We start from the raw sequence: 21,200 nt of genomic DNA, 5'->3' as shown, positions 1-21,200 counted from the left end.
GTTTTCTTCAAACGATTTTGTTTTTCCATTGACGAAAGAATCTAAATGTTTAGTGTACAGAGCCTACGGTAAAAATTGATGAAAAAAAGTATTTTATTAGGAATCACACTTCTATTTCTGGTCGCCTGTGCGAGTTCAGAATCTACGGAACGCAACTCAGAAGAACCAGGTCTTATGAACAAGTTAATCGAAAAGGCAAGTTCGGAAGAAGGCCAAAAGGCAATCAAAATGGGTAAGGAAAAACTCCAAGACCCTGAAACGCAAGAGAAACTGAAAGGAATCATGTCAAAAGACAAAAAGAAAAAGGATCCCATGTCACTCCCTGGCCAATAACCATTTCGGCAGTGACTCCAAACCATGGTAATCGTTTACCATGGTATTTCGACTCCCTCATCCAAACCTTGCTAAGTCCAAATCTCCTCCGGATTGTTCAAAAATAGTTTTTTGAAGCCAATGTTTTATATTGGTCACATCAGAGAGTTCACAAAAAAAGAACAAAGAAAACGATTCCATTTTGGAATCATTCACCAAACAAAGCCGATTTTCCATTTGGATTAGATCTTCCCAGTTTTCGTATGGGTACGTTTCCCCATTCCATACGAGGGCAGTTTTCGTAACTTTGATTTCCTTATTTCGATTTTGTTGGTAAAAACTATACAAAAATGGGATAAAACCGACGGAAAGGGAACCAATCAAAAAGAGAATCTCTGCAAGTGTTGGAGGAAGTGTTTCCCAATACGCGATCGACACTTCAAATAAATCTCCAAAAGCAAAATGAATGAATAATGTGAAGGCGATACTTAGAAACACCGAAACAAAAAGGATGACTTTGGATTTGTACTGTGACCTTAGGCTTATGCCTTCGTTCGTTTTTTCGATCGATAATCCAGAGTTAGGTGAAAATGAAATATTGGATTCTAATACGCTGGTGGGAATTTTCCGTTTATGAATGGGTAAATCTAGATCTTTAGGTTCAATGAGGACTCCGTTTGCCGTTTGTAATGGTAGAGCTAAGTGTTTGCAAATCAATTCTCCATCAAAACGTAATTTTGAAAAATTAGTACTTTCGATGAGTTGAAAATTTTCTGAATCGGAATGACCCATCACGGTGTAGACAGTGACAGTTCTCGATCCATTTTTTGTTTTGACCGTATAAGAATAATCGGAATAAGTAATTCGTTTTAAACTATGGAAGGGTAATGTTTTGACTTCCTTTTTTTTGTGGAGCCAATGGATGGTTTTGGTTTCAAAATTGAAAACAGTTTCCTTGGGGTTCGAGGTGATCGCAAGGATGATATGAGGTAAGGCAAAAAATACCACCATAAAACTGGACACAATGACTAAGGTCATCATGTCTTCCTCGTTGTACTGCGAAAAAGTCATAGAAAAGGAAAATGCAAGGATACCGAGCGTAATGATTTCAAAGACAATGAGAAACCACCTAACTGTCTTAAAATTTGTTGATTTATGATCAGACCATCGTAATTCTTTTTCCATTTTACCCCTCTATTGTAAAGCCAAATCGAGTTTTAATGCATCCATAGGTGTGCATTCCTTTTTTGTTATAACTTCAAATGAGTTGCGTCAGGGATGGTTGCCTGCGGTTTCATAAACAAAAATCCTTGCGAATATTCAATCCCCAATGATTCCACTAAGTCTTGTATGGCGGGACGATCCACAAATTCTGCTACAACTTGGGCACCTATCCCGCGGGCCAATTCCACGATCCCTTGGACAAGTAAATACGCGGTTTTGTTTTCGGGTAAGTTTTTGATGAATTTTCCATCTATTTTAAGGTAATCAGGATTGAATTCAAGCAAACGAGCCAGATTAGAATACTGAACACCAAAATCGTCAATGGCTATTTGGCAACCAATGGATTTTAAGTCTTTAATGGTTGATAAACTATGTTTGTGTTCTGAAAAACTAATGTCTTCCAGGATTTCAAAGGTAACACGTTTTGGATCAATTTTATATTGGGAAAGTCTGGACTCCACCCATTTGCTAAAACTTTTGTATTCCAGTTCTGATTCTGTTAGATTGATCGAAAAGTCATAAGGAAAATTGGAAAAATATTGCATACTTTCATCAATCATTTGCAAACCAATCATCCGTATGCTTCCTGTCACCTTTGCCAATTTCAAAAACACATCGGGTGTTAAAATGGTATCTCTATCTTTGATCCTTGCCAAACATTCAAACTTTGAAATTTCTTTGGTTTGGTTGTTTAAGATGCCTTGGAAAAAGGGAACAATTTGTTTGTTAGTAATGGCGGTATGGATCTTTTGGCTGAGTTGGAAATTTTGTAAATGGTGGTCTGTGGATAAATCTTCTGAATAAGAAACAAAATCCGTAGAGTTTTGTAGTTCTGCTTGGAAGAGGGCTAATTTCGCTTTGTAATAACAATCTTCTTGGCCATTGGCTGAGGCATAACGGCAATCCAAATGAAAACCAACCCCATCCAAAAAAAACTCATCTGACTTTAACATCATACGAAAACTTCGCAAAATATCAACTAAGGTTTGTTCGGAGAGATTGGCAAGGATGGCAATTTCATCAGAGTACAAATGGAAAACTTTGTGTTCGTTTTGCAAATGTACCGTGAGGAGTTGTAAAAATTTACCAAGGATCTTCCTATAAACTTCGATTCCAAAGGTTTTGATGATAGTTGGGAAGTTTACGATTTTGATCAGTAAAATCGATTGGGTTGTATTGGAAAGATTGTGTTGTTTTAATACTTTGACAAGGGATTCAAAATTAGGGTATTTCGTGTCTCGGTGGAAGTATAGGGAATCCGCTAATTCTTTGTTTTTTTCTTCCAAGGACTTTTCTTGGAAGTAGGCATCGATGGCCTGTTTGATGGTGAGTTCCAAATCATGTGCATCCCAGGGTTTGGAAAGGTACCGGTAAAGGCATCCATGGTTCAGTGCATTCCCTATGGCCTGGGCCGGCGCCTGTCCCGTTAACATGATCTTTTTTGTACGAGGGTGGGTTTTTTGCATTTCAATGAGAAACTCATCCCCTTTTTGGCCAGGCATCACATGGTCACAGATCACTACCGCCAGGTCTGATCCCGCTGCATCAATTTCTTTCATGATTTCTTTTGCGGATTCAGCACTTTCTGCTGTTTCGATCGTGAAACTAGAACCAAATACTTTTTTTAACTGCTCCTTTAAGTTCCAAAGGATAAAGAATTCATCATCAATGCAAAGGATGTATGGTTTTTCGTTCAAAGGGCTACCTGAAAAGCCTCTCAAATGAATCGGAAGTTACAGAATATGCAAGAATTATTTACTGTTGACAATTTCTCTCACTTCGTTCTAATCAAGCCGTTCCAATGACTTTGGAGCATGCATTTCTTTTTAAGAGGACAGGAATGGTTTCAAATAAAATTTACGTAGGGAATTTGAAATTTTCCCTAAAGGAAGAGAATATCCGTCAAATTTTTTCAGTGTATGGAGTGATCCAAGATTTGAAAATGATCCACGACCGTGAAACGGGTAATTTTAGAGGTTTTGCTTTTATCACGTATGCAAATCCGAGTGAGGCAGAAGAGGCTGTTGCACAGATGAACGGCCAACCTGTCGACGGTAGGAACCTAAAAGTAACATTTGCAGAGGACAAAAGAAAAGAGAAACAGAACTAAAATTCACTTTTCGAAAGAATCACACCCAATAAAGAAGGAGGATGACTTCATCCTCTCCATCTCCTGTTCATTCAATAGAAGATTACTCACCAAACCTTTGGGTCACTCCAAAGGTGCATTTACGTTTCGATTTAGACCCCCACCTCACAGTTGTCAGAGCAGATTATGATGTACAATTAAACGGCAATGTGCCTGGTCCTTTGTTTTTACATGGTGAAAATTTAGAATTTTTATCCCTCAGGTTGAATGGAGCGGTCGCTCACCCAAATGAATACCGGGTCACAGATTTGGGATTGGAGATCTTCCAACCGCCAGGGGAATCCTTCCAACTCACGGTTGAAAACAGAATTTGTCCGAACCAAAATACTTCTTTGGAAGGATTGTACCAATCTGGTTCCATGCTCTGCACCCAAAACGAACCAGAAGGCTTTCGTAAGATTGTATATTCCATAGATCGTCCAGACAATATGATGCGGTTTACTGTCACCATTTCAGGGGATCCCACTTACTTTCCAGTGATGTTATCCAATGGAAATTTAGTCAGTGAAGGAGTTCCTGTGGAAGGGAAAAAGGAAGTGGTTTGGGAAGATCCGTTCCCAAAACCTAGTTACCTTTTTGCCCTTGTGGCAGGGGAACTTGTGGAAACAACCGATGGATTTGTAACGAAATCGGGACGAAGGGTTACCCTTAAGATTTTTGTGGAAAAGGGGAATGAAGGAAAAGTTGGTTTTGCTTTTGACTCTTTAAAAAAAGCCATGAAGTGGGATGAAGATACCTTCGGATTGGAATATGACTTAGACCTCTTTATGATTGTGGCCGTAGAAGATTTTAATATGGGCGCAATGGAAAATAAAGGATTAAATTTATTTAACGCAAAACTTGTGTTAGCAGATAAAAAATCTGCCACTGATGAAACATTTGAATCCATCATGGCAGTGATCGGTCATGAATACTTTCATAATTATACTGGAAACCGAGTGACACTACGAAACTGGTTTAACTTAACCTTAAAAGAAGGTTTAACCGTATTCCGTGACCAATGGTTTACAGAGGATATGACAGACCCGCATGTCAAACGAATCAAAGACATACTCTTTTTAAAGGAATACCAATTTCCAGAAGACCAAGGGCCCATGGCGCATCCCATCCTGCCAAAATCCTATACGGAGATGAATAATTTTTATACAGTCACCGTATATGAAAAAGGGGCAGAGGTGATCCGTTTGCTTTCCGAGATTGTAGGCCGCGATGTATTTAAGAAAGGCCTAAATTTGTATTTAACAAGATACGATGGGCAAGGTGTTACCTTTGAGGAATTTGTTTCTGCTATGGAAGAGGCATACGGAAGTCCAATTCCACACATACGAGGTTGGTACCACCGCAGTGGAACACCTGAAATCAAGGTCACCGAAGAGTTTGATCCAAAAACAAAGGAATGGGTGTTTACCATTTCGGATCCAAAAGGGGAAGGCCAACCACTTGTGTTTGTGAATTCCTATGCGGCCTTTGACCAAAAAGGAAATGTTTTGGATGTAGGAAAACGAATCCAATATGGGCATGTGGATCAGGTTCGTGTTTTGCAAACGAAGGAAGGGAATAAACCAATCCTTTCCTGGTTTCGATCCCTTTCGAGCCCCGTACAAATCCAATCCAATCTCACAAAAGAGGAAATCCGAATTTTAGCAGAAAAGGAACCAGATGGTGTGTCTCGGTTTTTCGCCTTCCAAAACCTAATTTTTTCCTGGTTTGCAAGAGCTCTCAGTGAAAACGCAAACGAGAGTTTGTCTGATATCTTAGAGATATTCAGTTCAAGTTTTAAGAAAAACCTCGATAAAACCTATTTCAGTTTTTATTTAGGTTTTCCCTCGCTTAGCCAAATTAGTGAACATTTGCAGGTGTTTGATTATGTAAGGTTAAACCAATTGCGAAATGAAGCATTGGGAACCATTTCCAAATCCTTTACAAAAGAATTCCAGTTTTTGTATGAAGAAAACCGAAAAACCATCCCTATGCAGACAAAAGAAGAGATCGGGAAACGTAGGTTAAAAAATATTGCCCTATACTATTTGTTACACGATCCGAACCGTGGTTTTGAACAACTTGCGGTTTCCCAACAAAGAGAAGCCAAACATATGAGTGAAGAAATTTCACCTTTGCGATATTTAATCGAGGTAAATTCAAAAGAGAAGGAAAATGTAATTTCTCTGTTTTATGATAGGTGGAAAACGGATGCTTTGGTTTTAGATGTTTGGTTTGCAGCCCAAGTGAGTTCGGGGGAAAGGAAATCTTCTGTAGTTGAAAGTTTAGAATCGCATGTTAAGTTCACTCAAAAGAACCCGAACAAAGTGCGGTCGTTGTACTTTAGTTTTGCCAGAAATCCTTTGTCGTTTCATGAGGAAACGGGTGCTGGATACAAACTGATTGCAGAAAGGATCAAACAATTGAATGGAATCAACCCTCAAATTGCGGCGGGACTTGCGAAACTTTTTGCACAAACTTCAAAACAAAAGGGAGATTTGCCAAAAATCGCGAAACGTGAGTTAGAGGGGATCCAAAACCTCCCCCAAATTTCAAAGGATTTGGGAGAAGTTGTGGGGAAAATCATCCAATCACTTTAATTGTACATTGATTTGATTAAATCTTTGTATTTGTCGTGGATGACATTTCGTTTCATCTTAAATAGGTTGGTGAGTTCGTCGCCAACCTCCATAGCTTTCGGTAAAAACCGAAAGTCTGAAAGTTTTTCAAAGGATTTGAATCCATTTTCCGAAGAAATTTGTTTTTTGATGATGTTTTGGTAATACTGCCTAACATCTTTGTTTTGGTTTAAGTCTTCACCATCTTTCCACTGCAATCCCGCTTCTTTCATTCTGTCTTTGTCTGGCCAAACGAGAGCGGTTAAGGATTTTTGGTCCTGTCCTACCACAATCACTTGGTTGATCATCGCATTTTCTAGAAGTAAGTTTTCAATCGGGACTGGTTCCACATTTTCCCCACCAAGGAGTACAATGGTATCTTTCACACGTCCGCGCACAGAAAGTGTATCGTTAAAGGAAATAAACCCAAGATCCCCAGTATTCATCCAACCATCTACGACTGCTTTTTTTGTAGCATCTTCGTTTTTATAATACCCCTTCATGACTTGAGGTCCTTTGATATGGATCACACCCATTTTTCCTTTTGGTACGGATTCTCCCTGATCGTTGACTATTTTTACGACGGTTCCCTCTGGCCATTTTCCAACAGAACCTTGTACCACATGACCGACAGATCGAACAGAAATGATGGGAGCACACTCAGTCATACCATAGCCTTCATAAACAGGAATCCCAATGACATTAAAAAATTCATCCACGTGTGCTGGTAAAGCACCTCCACCTGAAATGGTCCCAGTTAAATGACCACCTAACACATCTCTGATTTTGGAAAACACGAGTCCATCTAGTACCTTCGCCAATAAAAATAAATTTAAAACATACCCGATGCTAACCGTTGTATTTTTCATCCTTTCAAAAGGAGACTCCTCTTTCGTGAGAAGTTTGTTCCCTGCCAAATAATCTTGGCCGTCCTTAAATTTTTTACAAATGTCATAAGCAAAATCAAAAAGTTTCTTTTTGTTTTCGGGAGCTTTCTCTAACTTTTGTTTGATGCCAAGGTATAGGTTTTCCCAAAGCCTTGGAGCCGATGCCATAAAACTTGGTTTGATTTTTTGAAAGTCATCACGTAGGTCTCGGATATTGGTATAGGCAATGGATGCACCTTCTGCGATGATTGCATAGTCAATGGCACGTTCAAAGATATGCCAAACAGGAAGGATCGAAAGTGTTCTGTCAGAAGATTTAAGTCCAACCCTTGGAGGGACTTTTACTACATTGTACACCATATTTTGGTGGGTTAACATCACTCCCTTTGGCATACCAGTGGTACCTGATGTGTAAATGATGGTAAATAAATCATCTGGTTTTACTTGTTTGGACCGAAGTTCAAGGGAAGGTAAGTTTTTCCTGAGGGATTCTCCTTCTTTGACAAGAGTGGATAGGTTCACAACCATTGGATCTTTGGATACAAAGTTAGGATCTAAAATGATGACTTTTTCAACCTTTGTATTTGCAAAAATAGGTTTCAAACTATCATATAATTTTTCATGTTCCACAAAACAATACTTACTCTCTGAATGAGAGAGGATGTATTCAATCTCTTGGGCAGTGGAATCGGAACCTCTAGGAACGTTTACAGCACCGTTTAATAGAGTGGCAATATCGGCAATCGCCCATTCGGTTCGGTTGTCTGCCATAAGACCAATTCGGTCTCCAGGTTGCAGTCCCATTTGCAGAAGGGATAAGGCTAAGTTTTCAGCTTCTTGAAAGATGTCAGAAAATGTGCGTCCTTTGAAATTTTTGTTCGAATCTTTTGCAAAGAACATCTCCTTGGAACCGTAGGTTCTTTTGGCATAATAAAATACATCATTCAGTGTCGTAAAATTTTTCATGAATCGAATCTGTCTCCGTAGGAGCTAAACTCTCATGGTTTTTGTACTTTATTCAAGTAATATTTTCGTTTATAGGTTTTCCCTGATTGTGTTTCCAAAAAACCCGAAAAAATGGGATCGGATTCCATTTTGGAGAAGAGCTCAACATCGATGAATAAGGCTTGGTCTGCCCAAAGTTTCCCTTCGTTGTCTCGTTTGGTTGCATAAGAAGCACGTGCCAGTTTATAATACACGATGGGCAAAAATACCTTTTCACCTCCTAAGATTTGAGCTCTTTTGAGATTGGAATAGGATTCCTCAAAATTTCCCAAACTTAATTCACAAGAACCTCGGTAATAAAACAAAAAGAATCTTGGGTAGGGCATTAACCTTCTTGCGTTCAGTTTTTCCATACTCGCTAAACAAGCTTTAGGTTCTTTTACCATAAGGTAGGCATAAGCCAGATTTAAAGAAATTTCCGGGCTAATTTCACCATGAACCTTGCGGTAAATTTCAGCTGTTTTTTTATAACTCTCATTTGCTGATTGGTAATCATTTAGTACGTATAAGTAATAATACGATTTGTATAATAGTACATCCAAGGAATCTGATTCACAGACCCGATAAGAAAAAAATTCATCTAAGGTTTTGGTAAATGAGGAAAATTCCCTTTCATTGTATTCAATGTTTGCAATTTTTTTGAGTAGAGAGCAAGTCCTTAAAGTTCCATTCGGAACTTCTTTTTTGTATTCAACGAGTGACTTTCGGTAAAATTTGAGTGCTTCTTTCCAATTTTCCTTTGCTTCTAATTGGATGGCTTCTCTTTCTTCCTTTTCTCCTAAACCTTCACAGTATGTTTCTTTGTTGTTTTCGTAATAACAAACTCTTTCTTTAAATCCATTTTCATTGGCATCGTATTCAATTCTTGTGAGTTTACAATTTTGAAAGTACCACCATTCATCGATCCCACCAAAATCATTTTTGTCTTTTGTGATTTCTTTTGGGCAACCAGAATTTGCATAATAGGTAAAACTATCTTTTTTCCCGTTTTTGGTTTCATCCTCTTCCGTAAGATAAAGGATACCATTTTGGTTGTAATGGTCATATCGGAAGGGAAAAAATTCGTTATCGTTAAGGAAAAAATGGATTTTGAGTAAGGCACTTCCATTTTTCCATCCTGAAAAACAAGTGAAACTTGTTTTGCCACTTAAAAAATTTTGAGATAAATCTCCATATAAATCAGTTAGGTGGGAGCGGATGTCCTCTTTTAATCGAGGGTAGGGAAAATTTGTATGGTACTTTGCCAAATACTTTTGGCAAAACCAAAAAACTTCATGGTTGAGTGAATCCTTATAAATCGTGGTGGGTGCATTCGAATCAAAACCAAATCGAAATCGTTTGGGACTAAAATCATCTAATTCATACTTGTCTTTTGATTTTTGAATGGCTTCCCAATATTCCTCTAGGATAGAACCTGCAGCTAGAGGAATTGAAGTAAGGAAAATAAGAATACAAATGAAGCGAAAAAAAATCAAGACTTACTTTTCAAATACAAATCATAAAGGATAGGGTTTTCATAAGGATTTCCTACTTTTCGAATGGAAAACAATTGTAAAAGAGGAGGTCCATTTTCTAGGTAAAATGCTCCATGTTCATTGTTGTATCGTATAATGCCTGTATGTTGCGTAAGGTTTCCCCCTTTGGCAACGGTATGTTCGATGATATCTTCTTCGTACAATTCTTTGTCGTATTTGTCTTTTAGACCAGTGAAACTATTCACGATGAAATTGTCTTCATTCGGAACAGGTTGCCCAAATTTCAAAAGTTTGCCTTCTAAGGTTAAACTAAAACCTTTTTGCGAAAATTCTTTTTCTTGTTTGTCCCAAACTCGGAAACGAATTGTGAATGCCATAACTGGAACCAATTTAAGTTGGTCAGAGTCCTTTCCAAGGAAAATTCAAAAAAAAATCAGTGGTCAATCATGGAATTGGGGAAATTCTTTGCCCCATGAAGGTGATTTCGGTTTCAAACATAAAAGGTGGGAGTGGAAAGTCGACAACTGCCGCCCATTTGGCCTGTGCATTGGCGAGACGAGGGAAAACACTTGTTGTGGATATGGACATGCAGGGTGACCTTACCGATTTTTCCTTACCTGATATCGATCTAAATGTTTTGGAAGAAGCAAATGTGATGAGTGTTCTTTTGGGAATGAAGAATATCACAGATTGCATTCGGAAAACAAAACAATTTGATGTTTTGCCATCCACCTTAAGCCTTGCAAAACTCACAAAGTACAATCCTGATTCCACTAGTTTATGCCTTCAGTTCAAACGAGCCTTAGAAGAAATCCGAAAGGACTACCAATTTGTGGTGATTGACACACCAGGCTCTGCAAAACACGAATTGACAACTGCCATTTACAATTCGGAGCTCATCCTTGTTCCTGTCACTCCGAGCAAATGGACCATTCGTGCCGTGAACCTCCTTTTGGATGAGATCTCACAAACAGAAACTGTTTTTAGCCAAAAGAAAAAAATTGCCTTTGTCCCTTCTTGGTTTGGCACTTCTAAAAAACACCGTGAGTTACTCGAAAGGTTAAAGGCAATTGAAGAAATTCCGACACTTGGTGAAATTCCAAAATCCGAATCCATCAAAGTGAAAACGGAAAAACAAGAATCCTTAAAAAAAGATACGAATGCTTGGTATGCCTTTGACAGGCTTGCCGATGAAACGATCGCCATTGTTGACCCGGAACATTCCATTGCCAACCTAAGATTGTAAACAGGAAATACGTTTCCGCCGGTATGCACACAAACCGATTGGGTCTTCTTTGGATTCCTTCAATTGGGAGATTTGAATCCGGATTGGTGGACTTTTCGTTCTCTTGCAATCTCTTGGATGTGTTTGGCAAAACTGGGGTGGTGTTTTAAGATATTTTGGAAGGCATCACGGCTAAGGGTGTAGACATCACAATACGATCCTGCTCTGATCGTGGCAGTCCGTAAGGAATCATCAATCAAACTCATCTCCCCAAAAAAAGAGCCTGAGTTCAGTGTGGCGAGCAGTTCACCTGTTTTCTCTTTGATCACTTCCACATGTCCTTTCGATAAAAAGTACATATTATGTGGAACATCACCTTCTCGAAAAATCACATCACCTTTCATATAAAAAGCAGGTTTTAACTCTAAGACCACTTCCCGTTTTAATTCTTCAGGTGCATGTTTGAAAAAGGGAACAACTGAGATGAGATGGTTGTGTAAAAACATCGAAACATCGATTTTAATTCCGGAAGGGAGTTGGTCCCAAATTTCCGATTCATCAATCCCATGTTTGTTTTCCCATAAATTGATGTAATAAGAGCGAATGCGATTGGCAAGATGGGGTGGAAGTTTTTTATACTTGATGAAGGAATTGATGGTATTTAATTTTTCTTGGAAAGTTACCCGTGAAATATCTAGGTTCGATAGCAGTGTGGCAATATTACCAATGACATATCCATAAATCCCTACACCCAAAATCATCACTCCCATTGTGTAAATCGTTTGTTTGTTTGTGGTAGGTGTGATGTCTCCATAACCAATGGTGGTAAGTGTTGTGACGGACCAATACAAGGAACGGATATAACGTGTTGTCATATCTTTATCAATTAAAAATTCAGGGCTTAAGTGGATCCAACCACAAGCAACCCAATGGGCAAAAAGAGTGGTCCAATACACAAAAAATATCAACCTAAAGGTCATAGGATTGATCACTTCGACAAGTTTGAATCGATCTTCGGAATCTGCACCTAATGCCAACATACGAAGTGATTTAAATAACTCAAATACCCGAACAGAACGAAGTAGTCGTAATATCTTTAAACTATCGGTTACCCCAAAGTATTGGAAAAAAAAGTTTCCAAACAAATCAAAAGGAAATGCAGATAAAAAATCGATCAGGAACCAGGATTTCAAATAGGTTTTGGCCACTATTTTTCGATTTTGGATGAGCAGTCTGTCTTTGATAATGGCTGTGAAAAAATTTAGCACCAAATCAATTCCAAATACAATTTGGATGAACCTCTCCCAGGCCGTTACACCCGCAGATAATTTGTGTTGGAAGACCAAACGTAATGGCACTTCAATTGCAAAATAAGTGATACAGGCAAAAACAAAAAGGTCCCAGATTCGTTTGAAGGCTGAATTGGGATGGAGCATGTACTTAGTATCGACAAAGCAAGTTTTATATTTGCGTTCTTTCTTAGAAAAAAAATCCTGAAATGTAGAAGAGGTGATTATGTTCGGTGGAGCTGGTGGAAATAAGTTTGATATGCTCAAACAGATGAAAAAGATGCGCTCGCAAGTGAAAACCATGGAAAAGGAACTTGCTGGCTTAAATTTTGTAGGAATTTCAAAAAATAAACTTCTCTCCGTTACTTTGGATGGAAAATTCCAAATGAAATCAATCCAAATTGAAGATGAACTCCTAGAAAAAAAGGATAAAAACCTACTCGAACGTTCGATCCAAGAAGCTTACACAAAAGCCCTACAGGATGCACAAGCAGGTGCTGCAAAACAAATGCAAGCCATGGGTGGATTCCCGGGCCTCGGTATGTAACGCCAATCGAATCAAAGTACCAAAGCAATTTGCCTTTGAACTGACAGGTAAAAAAAAGCCTACAAGTAATTGTAGGCTTTTTTTTTGGGAGAGCTCCCGAAACAGAATTTGGGAACTGATTAACTTGCTGGAATGATTTCCACTTCCACACGTCTGTTTGATCCATCTTTTGGATCTACGTTTTTCAGTGGGGTAGAAGAACCAAGTCCTTGTACCGTTCCAATTCGTTTTCCTTCGACTCCATTTTCGATGATGGCATCTTTTGCTGTCACAGCTCTGTCTTGGGAAAGACGGATGTTTAGGTCTTCTGCGCCAGTTCTATTGGCGTGTCCAGAAATATTGATTTTTGTTTCAGGGTATGCTGCAAGAGCTTCTGCCAACTTATCAATGTTTTCTTTTCCTTTTCCTTTGAGGTCCGCCTTTCCATCTTCGAAGGCAATCCCACCGTCCATAGAAGCTGTGAGTGCAACAGTGTCGCCACCACGTTCTACTTTTTCCAATTTGATCCCTTGTTTTTTCATTTCTTCCGCCATGTTATCATACATGGTATTGAGATAAAAACCGGTTCCAAGCCCTGCAAGGCATCCTGCCCCCAATCCGATAATTTTACCTTTGTTTTGTGGCTTCTTTTTTTCCAGTGCCAAAGATTCTTTGATTTGTCTTTGGAAATTATTCTTTTTGTCTTTTGTATCTTTTTTTCTTTGTGACTCGTCGTAAACAGCCCCAAGCGCAAGACCAACCCCACATCCAATGGATGTACTGAGAATGAGTCGTTTTGTGTTGTCGGAAAGGCCACAAGAAATTGTGGAGAGTAACGATAGGGATAAAAGTCCTGAGATGATTTGTTTCAAAGTGATTGTCCTCGCTAACATTTGAAATGAAGGTTTCGGACAAAGTTTAAAGAAATCCTCCTTGTTTGCAAGGAGGATTTCCATCTCTTAAAAATCCCTAGTATCTGTCCGTGAGGAGTTTTACTACGGATTCTGGTCTGAGATTTGCTTGGGCAAGCATGGCCACACCCGATTTGGTTAGGATTTGGTTTTTTGAATATTCCACCATTTCCGTTGCCATATCAGCATCCCTTACTTGTGATTCAGAAGAAACCATGTTCACATAGTTGTTGCTAAGTGATTTTAAGGTTAAATCCAATCGGTTGTAATAGGCACCTAAGTCAGACCTAAGCCGGTTGACCTTTGAGATGGCATCATCCAAAACCTGAAGTGAGTCGGTAGCCTTGTTCGGAGTGGAAAGTGTTAATTTGTTTCCCGCTTGTTTCAGTTTCAAAGAAGAACTAGTCATCGTATTGATGTAGACTTCAATTTTTTCTGATCCGTTTGTACCAACTTGTAAGGTCATTGGATTTTTGGAAGCTCGTGAAAAGCGACCATCCAGTGGTTTGACTTTGTTAAACTCAGCAGATGTTCCGATCCTTTCCACTTCTTCAACAAGTTGGGATACTTCTAATTGGACAAGTTTTCTGTCCTCATTTGAATAGATCCCGTTTGCTGATTGGACGGAAAGTTCACGTAACCTCTGTAATATGGAGTTTACTTGGTCCAAAGATCCTTCTGTCACCTGCAGAAACGACATACCATCCTGAGTATTTCGTTCTGCTTGCCCTAAGGCTCTGATTTGGGATCTAAGTTTTTCGGATACGGAGAATCCCAAGGAATCATCCCCTGGTCGATTGATCCGCATACCCGTTGCTAGGTGTTCCATGGACTTGTCCATGTCACGACTGGTGTTTGTAAGTGCCCGTTTTGCAACGAGTGCACTGATGTTGTGATTGATAATCATTGTCACACCCTCCTGTGTGTCCATGACCCGCTTGTTTCCCTACAGGCGGAGAAAGAAAAAAACTCATGTTTCCAGAAATCCATTCCTTCGAGGAGAGAAGGGGTTGCCTGCCCTTGGTTCTCCCGTGAATTTTTCCTTTCCAGATGATTCTACACCAAAAAACTAAGGACTGTAAAGGAAATTTAAGGCGAGAGGACGTAAGATTTTGAAAATCTACACCAAATTTGGCGACGGCGGACAAACCTATTTAGCATCGGGGAAAAAAGTGGCAAAAACCGATAGGAGGGTGGATCTGTATGGTACTTGCGACGAATTGAATAGCACGATTGGACTTGCTCTTTCGCTTGGAAAAGACCTTACAATTGAAAAACCGTTTTTACAATATTTGCAAGGCATCCAAAGTTTCCTTTTTGAAATTGGTTCGGAACTGGCAGGTTATGTACCGAAAGATGCCAAAGACGGGACGGTTGTGAACGCCGAAGATGTTCTGTCCATTGAAAATGAAATCGATCGATTGATGGAATTCCTTCCTGAAATCAAGTTTTTCATTTTGCCTGGCGGATCAGAAATGGCAAGTGCCTTACATATGGCGCGTACGGTTTGCCGCAGGCTCGAACGAGACCTTTTGGTGTATGTTGAAAATGGAGGAGAGATCCACAAAGACCTACGCATTTACCTGAATCGGTTGTCTGACTATTTATTCACTGCTGCACGTTTTGTGAATTTTTCAATCGGGCAAGAGGAAACCATTTGGCAGAGCCGCACCAAATCCAATTAAAAGACCATCCTAAGGGCATTTCAACTTTGTTTCTCACAGAGATGTGGGAGAGGCTTAGCTTTTATGGAATGCGCGCCATACTCGTTTTGTATTTGGTTGGTTCTCTTGGTCTTACTGACAAGGATGCCGGGATCATTTATGGATACTATACAAGTTTTGTGTACCTAACTCCTGTTATCGGGGGATACATCACAGATCGTTTTTTAAGTTACCGGTTTGCAATTTATTTGGGAAGCATTTTGATGTTATTTGGCCATCTTTCCCTTGCAATTTCCAAACTAGAATTTTTTTACTTGGGGCTTTTTCTCATAGCAGTAGGGAATGGATTTTTTAAACCCACAATTTCTACCATCTTTGGCCGGTTGTATTTGGAGAAACCAAACTTACGGGATAGCGGTTTTACTATTTTTTATATGGGCATCAACTTAGGTGGGTTACTTGGTCCTATCATTGCCGGGAGTTTAGGAGAAAAAGTCGACTGGCATTTGGGATTTTTATCAGCGGGTGTAGGGATGGCGATTGGTATCCTCGTGTTTTATTTCGGAAGCCATTCACTTCCTAGTTTTGTATGGAAAAAAGAAACAAAAGACAAACAAAAACAAACCAGTGAGGTTTCGGTATCCCTTCCTTCCAAAGGTTCGAATCAATCTCCGCCAACATTCGGAAATGCGCAGGTTCACCAAGAGGTATTTGCAAAGGTCAGTTTGATTGGCCTTTTGTCATTTTTTAGCATATTTTTTTGGATGGCCTTTGAACAAATGGGTACATCTTTAAATTTATTTGCCCTTCGCCATACGGACCGATCGTTTTTTGGATGGGAAGTGCCAGCTTCTCTTTTGCAGTCATTAAATCCATTGATGATCCTTGTGTTTGGACCTATGGTTTCAGGCCTTTGGATGCACCTAGCCCAATCAAAAAAAAATCCAAACCCGATATTGAAATTTGTGATCAGTTTGGTTTTACTTGGGATTGGTTTTTTGGTTATGGTGTTTGCCGCAAGGGAAGCCGAAACAGGAGTGTCCGTCTCCCTTCTCTTTTTGGTGTCTGTTTATTTTTGGAACACAGTGAGTGAATTGTGTTTATCCCCAGTTGGTCTTTCTTTTGTGAGTAAGATGGCACCTGTTAGGTTTGCATCCTTACTCATGGGAATTTGGTTTTTATCAACTGCCTTTGGGCATTATGCAGCAGGAATTCTTTCTGGTTACCAAAAGGAATGGGGAAGTATGGTGCATTTTTATGGATTCTTTGTTTTGGTTTCTTGGTTTGCCGCCTTAGTATTGTATGGAATTTACCTTTGGAAACGTAAGACCATCGAGCGCCTGTTATTGGATGCAACCTGATTGGTTTTCTTTTTGATTGGAATCTGAGTGGTTTAGGCAATGAATTGCATTTTGAAATTTGCTTTCTTAAAAAAAAGTATCTTTAATTGAAAAACTTTATCCTTTTGTTTCTAACACAAGTTTTTCGATCTCGTCAAACTTTTCTTCGCCCGCCAAACTGATCACTTGTTCAGCGAGTAATTTTGCCTTCCAAGTGGAAATCTCTGTTACTTTTTCTCCTACTTCCTTCATTAAAGGTAGGGCAGAGCTTAGATCCCGTATCCCAAGGCCAATGAGAACTGCTGTGAACATGGGATCACTTCCAATTTCTCCACAGATGCTGATTGGTTTTTTTTGGGAATTGGCAACATCCACAATGTTTTTCAGTAATAATAAAAACACAACTTGCCAAGGGTTGTATAGGTCACCCACCAAATGGTTGTTTCGTTCTACTGCAAGTAGGTATTGCAACAAATCATTGGTTCCAATGCTATAAAAATCCACATGATTTCCGAGAAAGGGTAAATTCAAAGCACAAGCAGGAGTTTCAACCATAATGCCCAAAGGGATTTTTTTGGTGATGGCTAAGCCTTGTGTTTTCAATTCTTCTAAACATTCCTTAATCAGGACTTTGGTTTGGAGGATTTCAGACCTCGTCGTGATCATAGGAAGCATGATCCTCATGGTTCCAAATTCACTGGCTCGTAGTAATGCCCTAAGTTGTTCTTTAAAAAAATGTGGGTGCCTCAGTAGGTAACGGATGCCTCGGTTTCCAAGGAATGGATTTTCTTCTTCGTATCCATTTTCCATTTTATCGGCGCCAATGTCCCAAACACGAAAGGTGACTGGCCGGCCCACCATTTTCAGTAAAATGCGTTTGTAAACGGCAAACTGCTCTTCCTCGGTTGGTTTGAATTCAACATAACGAATGAATAAAATTTCTGTACGAACAAGGCCTATGCCATCGGCTCCTTGCAAGAAGGCTGTATCCACTTCTTCTTCGGAATCAATATTGGCTCGTAATGAAAACGTTTTCCCGTCCTTGGTTTTGAGTTCTCTTGGACCATCACTGATCTCTCGGATGGGGATCGTTTTTTTGATTTCACTTTTGATCCCAGCGAGTTTGATTTCATCAATCCCAGGGCTTCGGTTGAGAATGCCTTTCGTGGCATCAAGTAAGATATAATCATCATCTTCTACGTGTGAGGTGATGTTTTTCAAACCAACAATGGTTGGGATTCCATAATTTCTCGCAATGATGGCGGTATGCCCCGTTTTCCCACCAAAGTCAGTGGCGATCCCCCTTAGCTTTGACTTTCCCAATTGGATCATCTCAGATGGGGTGATTTCTTTTGCGATTAAGATGACGTCTTCTGGAATGACTGTGGGTTCAGTACCTTTTTCTGGATACAAATTCGATTCGATCCGTTTGCCTATGTCGAGGATATGGTCGGCTCGTTCTCGGAAGAATTCATCGGGGATGGACTGGAATTCATCGTAAAGAGAACTCACTGCTGTTTCTAAGGCAAGGCCCGCCGATTCTTTGTTTTGCGCGATACGTTCAAAGACACGCGCGCGAAAGAGTGGGTCATTTAGGAAAACAATTTGGGATTCGAGGATCTGGGAGAGTTCTTCGTTTTGTTTTGATTTCTGGACCAGATCCGCCAAATCATCTTCTGTTTTTTGAAGGCCTTTTTTTAAGAGGTCCACTTCCTCTTTGATTTCCTCCGGGCTTAGGTCTGTACGGTCTTCTCGTTTCCTTTTGGTTTGTTTCCAACGGAATACTTTGCCGTAAACTGTTCCTGGGTAAGCAGAAATGCCTTTAAATGTGGTTTTTTCTTCCATCCGAACCTATGCCAAAAATACTTTTGTTTTGGCCTGGTTTGGAAAGTAAAAAACGGTTTTGTTTACTTTGCGGCTTCTTTTTTGGAGAAAAGAGGGATTCGTTTGCTTTTGTACTGGGTGAGTTCGTTCCCCGTAAACTGGCTCATGATGCACTTCGCAAGTGAAATGTCTAGGGCATGGCCTGCTTTCGATGCAATGAGATGGCCTCGGAACGGACGCCCCATGACCGCTAGGTCACCCACTAAGTCCAGGATCTTATGGCGGACACATTCGTTGTCATAACGCAGGTGGTCGTTTAGATACCCGTCGTCTGTGAGCACCACAGCATTGTCGAGAGACCCTCCCATGGCAAGTCCACGAGCCTGGAGCGCTTCTACATCCTTTAAAAACCCAAAGGTTCTCGCAGGTAAGATATCAGATCCCAAAATGGATTCATCTAGTGTCGTGGTGTAGGATTGTCCCCGAAGGAGTGGGTGGTTAAAATCAATGCTATACGTGACTTTTAATTCATCCGAAGGGAGCATCACTAGGTATTTGTCACCGTCTACCACCCAAATTGGGTTTGTGATGGTAATGGGCTCTATGGTTTCCTCAAGCACTCGAATGCCGGCGGAACGAATCCCTTCCCAAAAAGGGAGGGAGGACCCGTCCATAATGGGAACCTCAACCGAATCAATTTCAAAAATACAATCTGTTATGCCTAGGGTGTGCACCGCTGCGAGCAAATGCTCAATGGTTTGGACCCGGTTGGAACCGCCATCGCCGATGGTTGTGGCATTGCTTGTGTCGACGACATGGTCGAGAGAGACAGGAATTCTGATTTTTTGGATGCCTTTATAAAGATAGAAGATAAGTCCCGTATTCGCCTCGGCTGGATGGAGGCGGAGTGTCACCACTTTTCCAGAATGTACGCCAATACCCTTTAAAGTGACAGAGTTTTGGATCGTTTTTCGATGGATCACCGTTTGCATAATCAATTCCTACTTACAAATTTGTAGGAATCGGCCCATGGACAATTCCAAAACCGAAACCAGAAGTCAAAAAAATGTCTCTTTTTTACAACAGTGTGGTGGAATTGTGACGCTCAGGGAAAAGGGGTAATTTGAAGAAATTCCGCTACAAATGGGACCGTATTCTCCGTGTTAGCACTAAAAAGCACTCAGTGCAGAACGAATGAAACTCGTCACAGGGGCTTGTTCTCTGGTGTCTTCTAGACCCTCCCTCAGTTCCTTTAAGACCACTTGCGCATCCCCGAGGGTGGTGTTCACCGATTTGTGAACATCACTTTCATTGATGAGTTTTCCGAGGGTCCCTTGGCCTTCATTGATCTTTCCTGTGATACTTGCAATGTTTTGCACGGTCTTACGAATATCAGAACGGTTCTCGGCGATGAGCTCAGATAAGGAAACGAGTGGGTCTTGGGTGACCTTTCCTTGGATGGGGAGGAGTTTTCCTGACCTCGGAGCAATTTCAATTTGGCTCATCGGGGCTTCTGTCATCAGGTATTCTTTCGTTTTGGGATCGACTGGGAATTTAGAACCAGGATCGAGAGCCACTACGCGGCCTGATAACAAACTTTCGTTTTTGATCGTGATTTCGTAATTGGAGAACAGTTGGACTTTCCCTTTGAGGAGTAAGGTGAGTTCCACTTTGGTTCCAATCCCCGTTTCTCCTTCTGGCAAAAGATTTCCCATTTCATCAATCTGTACCAATCGGATTTTGGATACGTACCCAAAAGGAACTCCGTGGATGGTGACCTTATTTCCAATTTTAATCCCTTCCGCATCGGGAAAGTAAACTGGGAGTTGGTAACCTGTCTTTTGGAAAGGACCACCTTCTGTAACAATGGTGAAGTACCCAACTGCTACGAGAGAGAAAACAAATAATAAACCAACAATGAGAGCGCGACCTATGGTAGGCATTCTCTAAAATTCTCCTTGGATTGTGAACAAAGTCAATTTGATTTTCCTTTTTTTAATTCCGAGTGATCGAGGATCATTGGCCCTGCCGTATTCCCGTGGATGAACTGTTGGATGACAGGATCCTTGGAGGATTGGATCTCTTCTGAAGTGCCACAAAACTGCACTCGGCCTTCATACAAAAAACTGATCCGATCGGCGATCCGGTATGCTGAATTCATATCATGTGTGACCACAATGGAAGTTAGACCTAACTCCTTTTGCAATCGGATGACGAGGTCATTGATCACATTGGACATAACCGGGTCAAGGCCTGAGGTTGGTTCATCATACATCACAATTTTAGGTTGTGAGGTGAGAGCTCGCGCAAGGCCCACACGTTTTTTCATCCCCCCTGAAATATTACTGGGCAAAGTGTCTTTGGCAGGCACTAAGTCTAACCACTGTAATTTTTCCATTACGATCCGATCGAGTTCAGTCCCGTGTGCAATTTTATGTTCTCTCAGTGGTAAGGCTACATTTTCATACACAGTGAGCCAATTGATCAGGGCTCCTGATTGGAAGAGAACTCCTAACTTCGATCGTAGTTCTTCTCTTTTTTTTTCGTTCGCATGGACGATGGATTCCCCAAAGATAAAACAATCCCCTTCGTCAGGGTCAAGAAGGCCCGTGATGTGTTTGAGACTCACCGATTTTCCCGTACCTGAGGGTCCGAGGATGACCATGGTTTCCCCTTGTTTCACTTGTAAGTTCATACCACGTAAGATCTTACGTTTGCCGAAGGCTTTGTGAACATTTTTCATTTCAATGGCAAATGGTTCCATATTGTCCT

Annotated in this window: 19 protein-coding genes; 7 read left to right on the top strand and 12 right to left on the bottom strand. The window is 40.4% G+C overall.

The window, feature by feature from the left end:
• Positions 1–78: 78 nt before the first annotated feature.
• Complete coding sequence (locus EHQ62_RS08270) at positions 79–333, top strand: hypothetical protein (protein WP_135641779.1); 255 nt, start codon at positions 79–81, stop codon at positions 331–333.
• Between the two features lie 57 nt (positions 334–390).
• Here EHQ62_RS08270 and EHQ62_RS08265 read toward each other — a convergent pair whose 3' ends face one another.
• A complete protein-coding gene (locus EHQ62_RS08265; RefSeq protein WP_135641778.1) occupies positions 391–1,497 on the bottom strand; it encodes a hypothetical protein in 1,107 nt (368 codons plus the stop codon).
• A 65-nt stretch (positions 1,498–1,562) separates the two neighbouring features.
• On the bottom strand, positions 1,563–3,233 hold the full coding sequence (locus EHQ62_RS08260) for an EAL domain-containing response regulator (RefSeq protein ID WP_135641777.1): 1,671 nt from the start codon (positions 3,231–3,233) through the stop codon (positions 1,563–1,565).
• A gap of 143 nt (positions 3,234–3,376) precedes the next feature.
• Here EHQ62_RS08260 and EHQ62_RS08255 point away from each other — a divergent pair, with 143 nt between their 5' ends.
• Both EHQ62_RS08255 and pepN read left to right on the top strand, forming a co-directional pair.
• Positions 3,377–3,646 (top strand): RNA recognition motif domain-containing protein, encoded by a 270-nt coding sequence (locus tag EHQ62_RS08255; protein WP_100728010.1) that lies wholly within the window; start codon positions 3,377–3,379, stop codon positions 3,644–3,646.
• 41 nt (positions 3,647–3,687) lie between these two features.
• Positions 3,688–6,264 carry an aminopeptidase N gene (gene pepN / locus EHQ62_RS08250; protein WP_135641776.1) on the top strand — a complete coding sequence of 859 codons (2,577 nt, stop codon included), beginning with the start codon at positions 3,688–3,690 and terminating at the stop codon, positions 6,262–6,264.
• On the opposite strand, the gene EHQ62_RS08245 is transcribed toward pepN, so the two are convergent.
• From EHQ62_RS08245 to EHQ62_RS08235, 3 genes are read right to left on the bottom strand one after another with little or no spacing between them, the layout of a single operon-like run.
• Positions 6,261–8,135: an AMP-dependent synthetase/ligase gene (locus EHQ62_RS08245; RefSeq protein WP_135641775.1), complete on the bottom strand. Its 1,875-nt coding sequence runs from the start codon at positions 8,133–8,135 to the stop codon at positions 6,261–6,263. The genes pepN and EHQ62_RS08245 overlap by 4 nt on opposite strands.
• Positions 8,136–8,167: 32 nt before the next feature.
• Positions 8,168–9,649, bottom strand: coding sequence for a tetratricopeptide repeat protein (locus EHQ62_RS08240; RefSeq protein ID WP_135641774.1), 1,482 nt, complete (start codon positions 9,647–9,649; stop codon positions 8,168–8,170).
• Positions 9,646–10,026: a YopX family protein gene (locus EHQ62_RS08235; protein ID WP_135641773.1), complete on the bottom strand. Its 381-nt coding sequence runs from the start codon at positions 10,024–10,026 to the stop codon at positions 9,646–9,648. The genes EHQ62_RS08240 and EHQ62_RS08235 overlap by 4 nt, the downstream gene beginning before the upstream one ends.
• Positions 10,027–10,121: 95 nt before the next feature.
• Here EHQ62_RS08235 and EHQ62_RS08230 point away from each other — a divergent pair, with 95 nt between their 5' ends.
• Positions 10,122–10,895 (top strand): ParA family protein, encoded by a 774-nt coding sequence (locus EHQ62_RS08230; RefSeq protein WP_135641772.1) that lies wholly within the window; start codon positions 10,122–10,124, stop codon positions 10,893–10,895.
• Positions 10,896–10,954: 59 nt separating this feature from the next.
• Here EHQ62_RS08230 and EHQ62_RS08225 read toward each other — a convergent pair whose 3' ends face one another.
• Entirely contained in the window at positions 10,955–12,310 is a 1,356-nt protein-coding gene (locus EHQ62_RS08225; protein ID WP_135641771.1) for a cyclic nucleotide-binding domain-containing protein, read from the bottom strand.
• Between the two features lie 79 nt (positions 12,311–12,389).
• Here EHQ62_RS08225 and EHQ62_RS08220 point away from each other — a divergent pair, with 79 nt between their 5' ends.
• A complete protein-coding gene (locus EHQ62_RS08220; protein ID WP_100728017.1) occupies positions 12,390–12,710 on the top strand; it encodes a YbaB/EbfC family nucleoid-associated protein in 321 nt (106 codons plus the stop codon).
• A 119-nt stretch (positions 12,711–12,829) separates the two neighbouring features.
• Here EHQ62_RS08220 and EHQ62_RS08215 read toward each other — a convergent pair whose 3' ends face one another.
• Together EHQ62_RS08215 and EHQ62_RS08210 are read right to left on the bottom strand one after the other, a co-directional pair.
• A complete protein-coding gene (locus tag EHQ62_RS08215; RefSeq protein ID WP_135641770.1) occupies positions 12,830–13,561 on the bottom strand; it encodes an OmpA family protein in 732 nt (243 codons plus the stop codon).
• 97 nt (positions 13,562–13,658) lie between these two features.
• Positions 13,659–14,507: a flagellin N-terminal helical domain-containing protein gene (locus EHQ62_RS08210; RefSeq protein WP_039929039.1), complete on the bottom strand. Its 849-nt coding sequence runs from the start codon at positions 14,505–14,507 to the stop codon at positions 13,659–13,661.
• A gap of 205 nt (positions 14,508–14,712) precedes the next feature.
• On the opposite strand from EHQ62_RS08210, the gene EHQ62_RS08205 reads away from it, so the two are divergent.
• Together EHQ62_RS08205 and EHQ62_RS08200 are read left to right on the top strand one after the other, a co-directional pair.
• Entirely contained in the window at positions 14,713–15,285 is a 573-nt protein-coding gene (locus tag EHQ62_RS08205; RefSeq protein ID WP_135641769.1) for a cob(I)yrinic acid a,c-diamide adenosyltransferase, read from the top strand.
• The gene (locus tag EHQ62_RS08200) at positions 15,258–16,625 is read left to right on the top strand and encodes a peptide MFS transporter (RefSeq protein WP_135641768.1); all 1,368 of its coding nucleotides are present in this window, start codon (positions 15,258–15,260) and stop codon (positions 16,623–16,625) included. The genes EHQ62_RS08205 and EHQ62_RS08200 overlap by 28 nt, the downstream gene beginning before the upstream one ends.
• 96 nt (positions 16,626–16,721) lie before the next feature.
• Here EHQ62_RS08200 and ptsP read toward each other — a convergent pair whose 3' ends face one another.
• The 4 genes from ptsP to EHQ62_RS08180 form a co-directional block, all read right to left on the bottom strand.
• Positions 16,722–18,449, bottom strand: coding sequence for a phosphoenolpyruvate--protein phosphotransferase (gene ptsP, locus EHQ62_RS08195; protein ID WP_135641767.1), 1,728 nt, complete (start codon positions 18,447–18,449; stop codon positions 16,722–16,724).
• A 62-nt stretch (positions 18,450–18,511) separates the two neighbouring features.
• A complete protein-coding gene (lpxC, locus tag EHQ62_RS08190) occupies positions 18,512–19,420 on the bottom strand; it encodes a UDP-3-O-acyl-N-acetylglucosamine deacetylase (protein ID WP_135641766.1) in 909 nt (302 codons plus the stop codon).
• 177 nt (positions 19,421–19,597) lie between these two features.
• Entirely contained in the window at positions 19,598–20,371 is a 774-nt protein-coding gene (gene mce / locus EHQ62_RS08185) for a mammalian cell entry protein Mce (RefSeq protein ID WP_135641765.1), read from the bottom strand.
• A 32-nt stretch (positions 20,372–20,403) separates the two neighbouring features.
• Positions 20,404–21,192 (bottom strand): ABC transporter ATP-binding protein, encoded by a 789-nt coding sequence (locus EHQ62_RS08180; RefSeq protein WP_135641764.1) that lies wholly within the window; start codon positions 21,190–21,192, stop codon positions 20,404–20,406.
• Positions 21,193–21,200 lie beyond the last annotated feature (8 nt).

Source organism: Leptospira jelokensis, from assembly GCF_004769635.1.
Taxonomy (GTDB): domain Bacteria; phylum Spirochaetota; class Leptospiria; order Leptospirales; family Leptospiraceae; genus Leptospira_A; species Leptospira_A jelokensis.
The sequence above is the reverse complement of the archived record's forward strand: the minus strand, read 5'-3'. Positions and strand labels throughout refer to the sequence as shown.

Excerpts from the sequence above, each read along its gene's own strand:
- EHQ62_RS08270 (WP_135641779.1), top strand. The coding sequence starts at position 79 with ATGAAAAAAAGTATTTTATTAGGAATCACACTTCTATTTCTGGTCGCC.
- EHQ62_RS08265 (WP_135641778.1), bottom strand. The coding sequence starts at position 1,497 with ATGGAAAAAGAATTACGATGGTCTGATCATAAATCAACAAATTTTAAG.
- EHQ62_RS08255 (WP_100728010.1), top strand. The coding sequence starts at position 3,377 with ATGGTTTCAAATAAAATTTACGTAGGGAATTTGAAATTTTCCCTAAAG.
- pepN (WP_135641776.1), top strand. The coding sequence starts at position 3,688 with ATGACTTCATCCTCTCCATCTCCTGTTCATTCAATAGAAGATTACTCA.
- EHQ62_RS08245 (WP_135641775.1), bottom strand. The coding sequence starts at position 8,135 with ATGAAAAATTTTACGACACTGAATGATGTATTTTATTATGCCAAAAGA.
- EHQ62_RS08235 (WP_135641773.1), bottom strand. The coding sequence starts at position 10,026 with ATGGCATTCACAATTCGTTTCCGAGTTTGGGACAAACAAGAAAAAGAA.
- EHQ62_RS08230 (WP_135641772.1), top strand. The coding sequence starts at position 10,122 with ATGAAGGTGATTTCGGTTTCAAACATAAAAGGTGGGAGTGGAAAGTCG.
- EHQ62_RS08225 (WP_135641771.1), bottom strand. The coding sequence starts at position 12,310 with ATGCTCCATCCCAATTCAGCCTTCAAACGAATCTGGGACCTTTTTGTT.
- EHQ62_RS08220 (WP_100728017.1), top strand. The coding sequence starts at position 12,390 with ATGTTCGGTGGAGCTGGTGGAAATAAGTTTGATATGCTCAAACAGATG.
- EHQ62_RS08210 (WP_039929039.1), bottom strand. The coding sequence starts at position 14,507 with ATGATTATCAATCACAACATCAGTGCACTCGTTGCAAAACGGGCACTT.
- ptsP (WP_135641767.1), bottom strand. The coding sequence starts at position 18,449 with ATGGAAGAAAAAACCACATTTAAAGGCATTTCTGCTTACCCAGGAACA.
- lpxC (WP_135641766.1), bottom strand. The coding sequence starts at position 19,420 with ATGCAAACGGTGATCCATCGAAAAACGATCCAAAACTCTGTCACTTTA.
- mce (WP_135641765.1), bottom strand. The coding sequence starts at position 20,371 with ATGCCTACCATAGGTCGCGCTCTCATTGTTGGTTTATTATTTGTTTTC.
- EHQ62_RS08180 (WP_135641764.1), bottom strand. The coding sequence starts at position 21,192 with ATGGAACCATTTGCCATTGAAATGAAAAATGTTCACAAAGCCTTCGGC.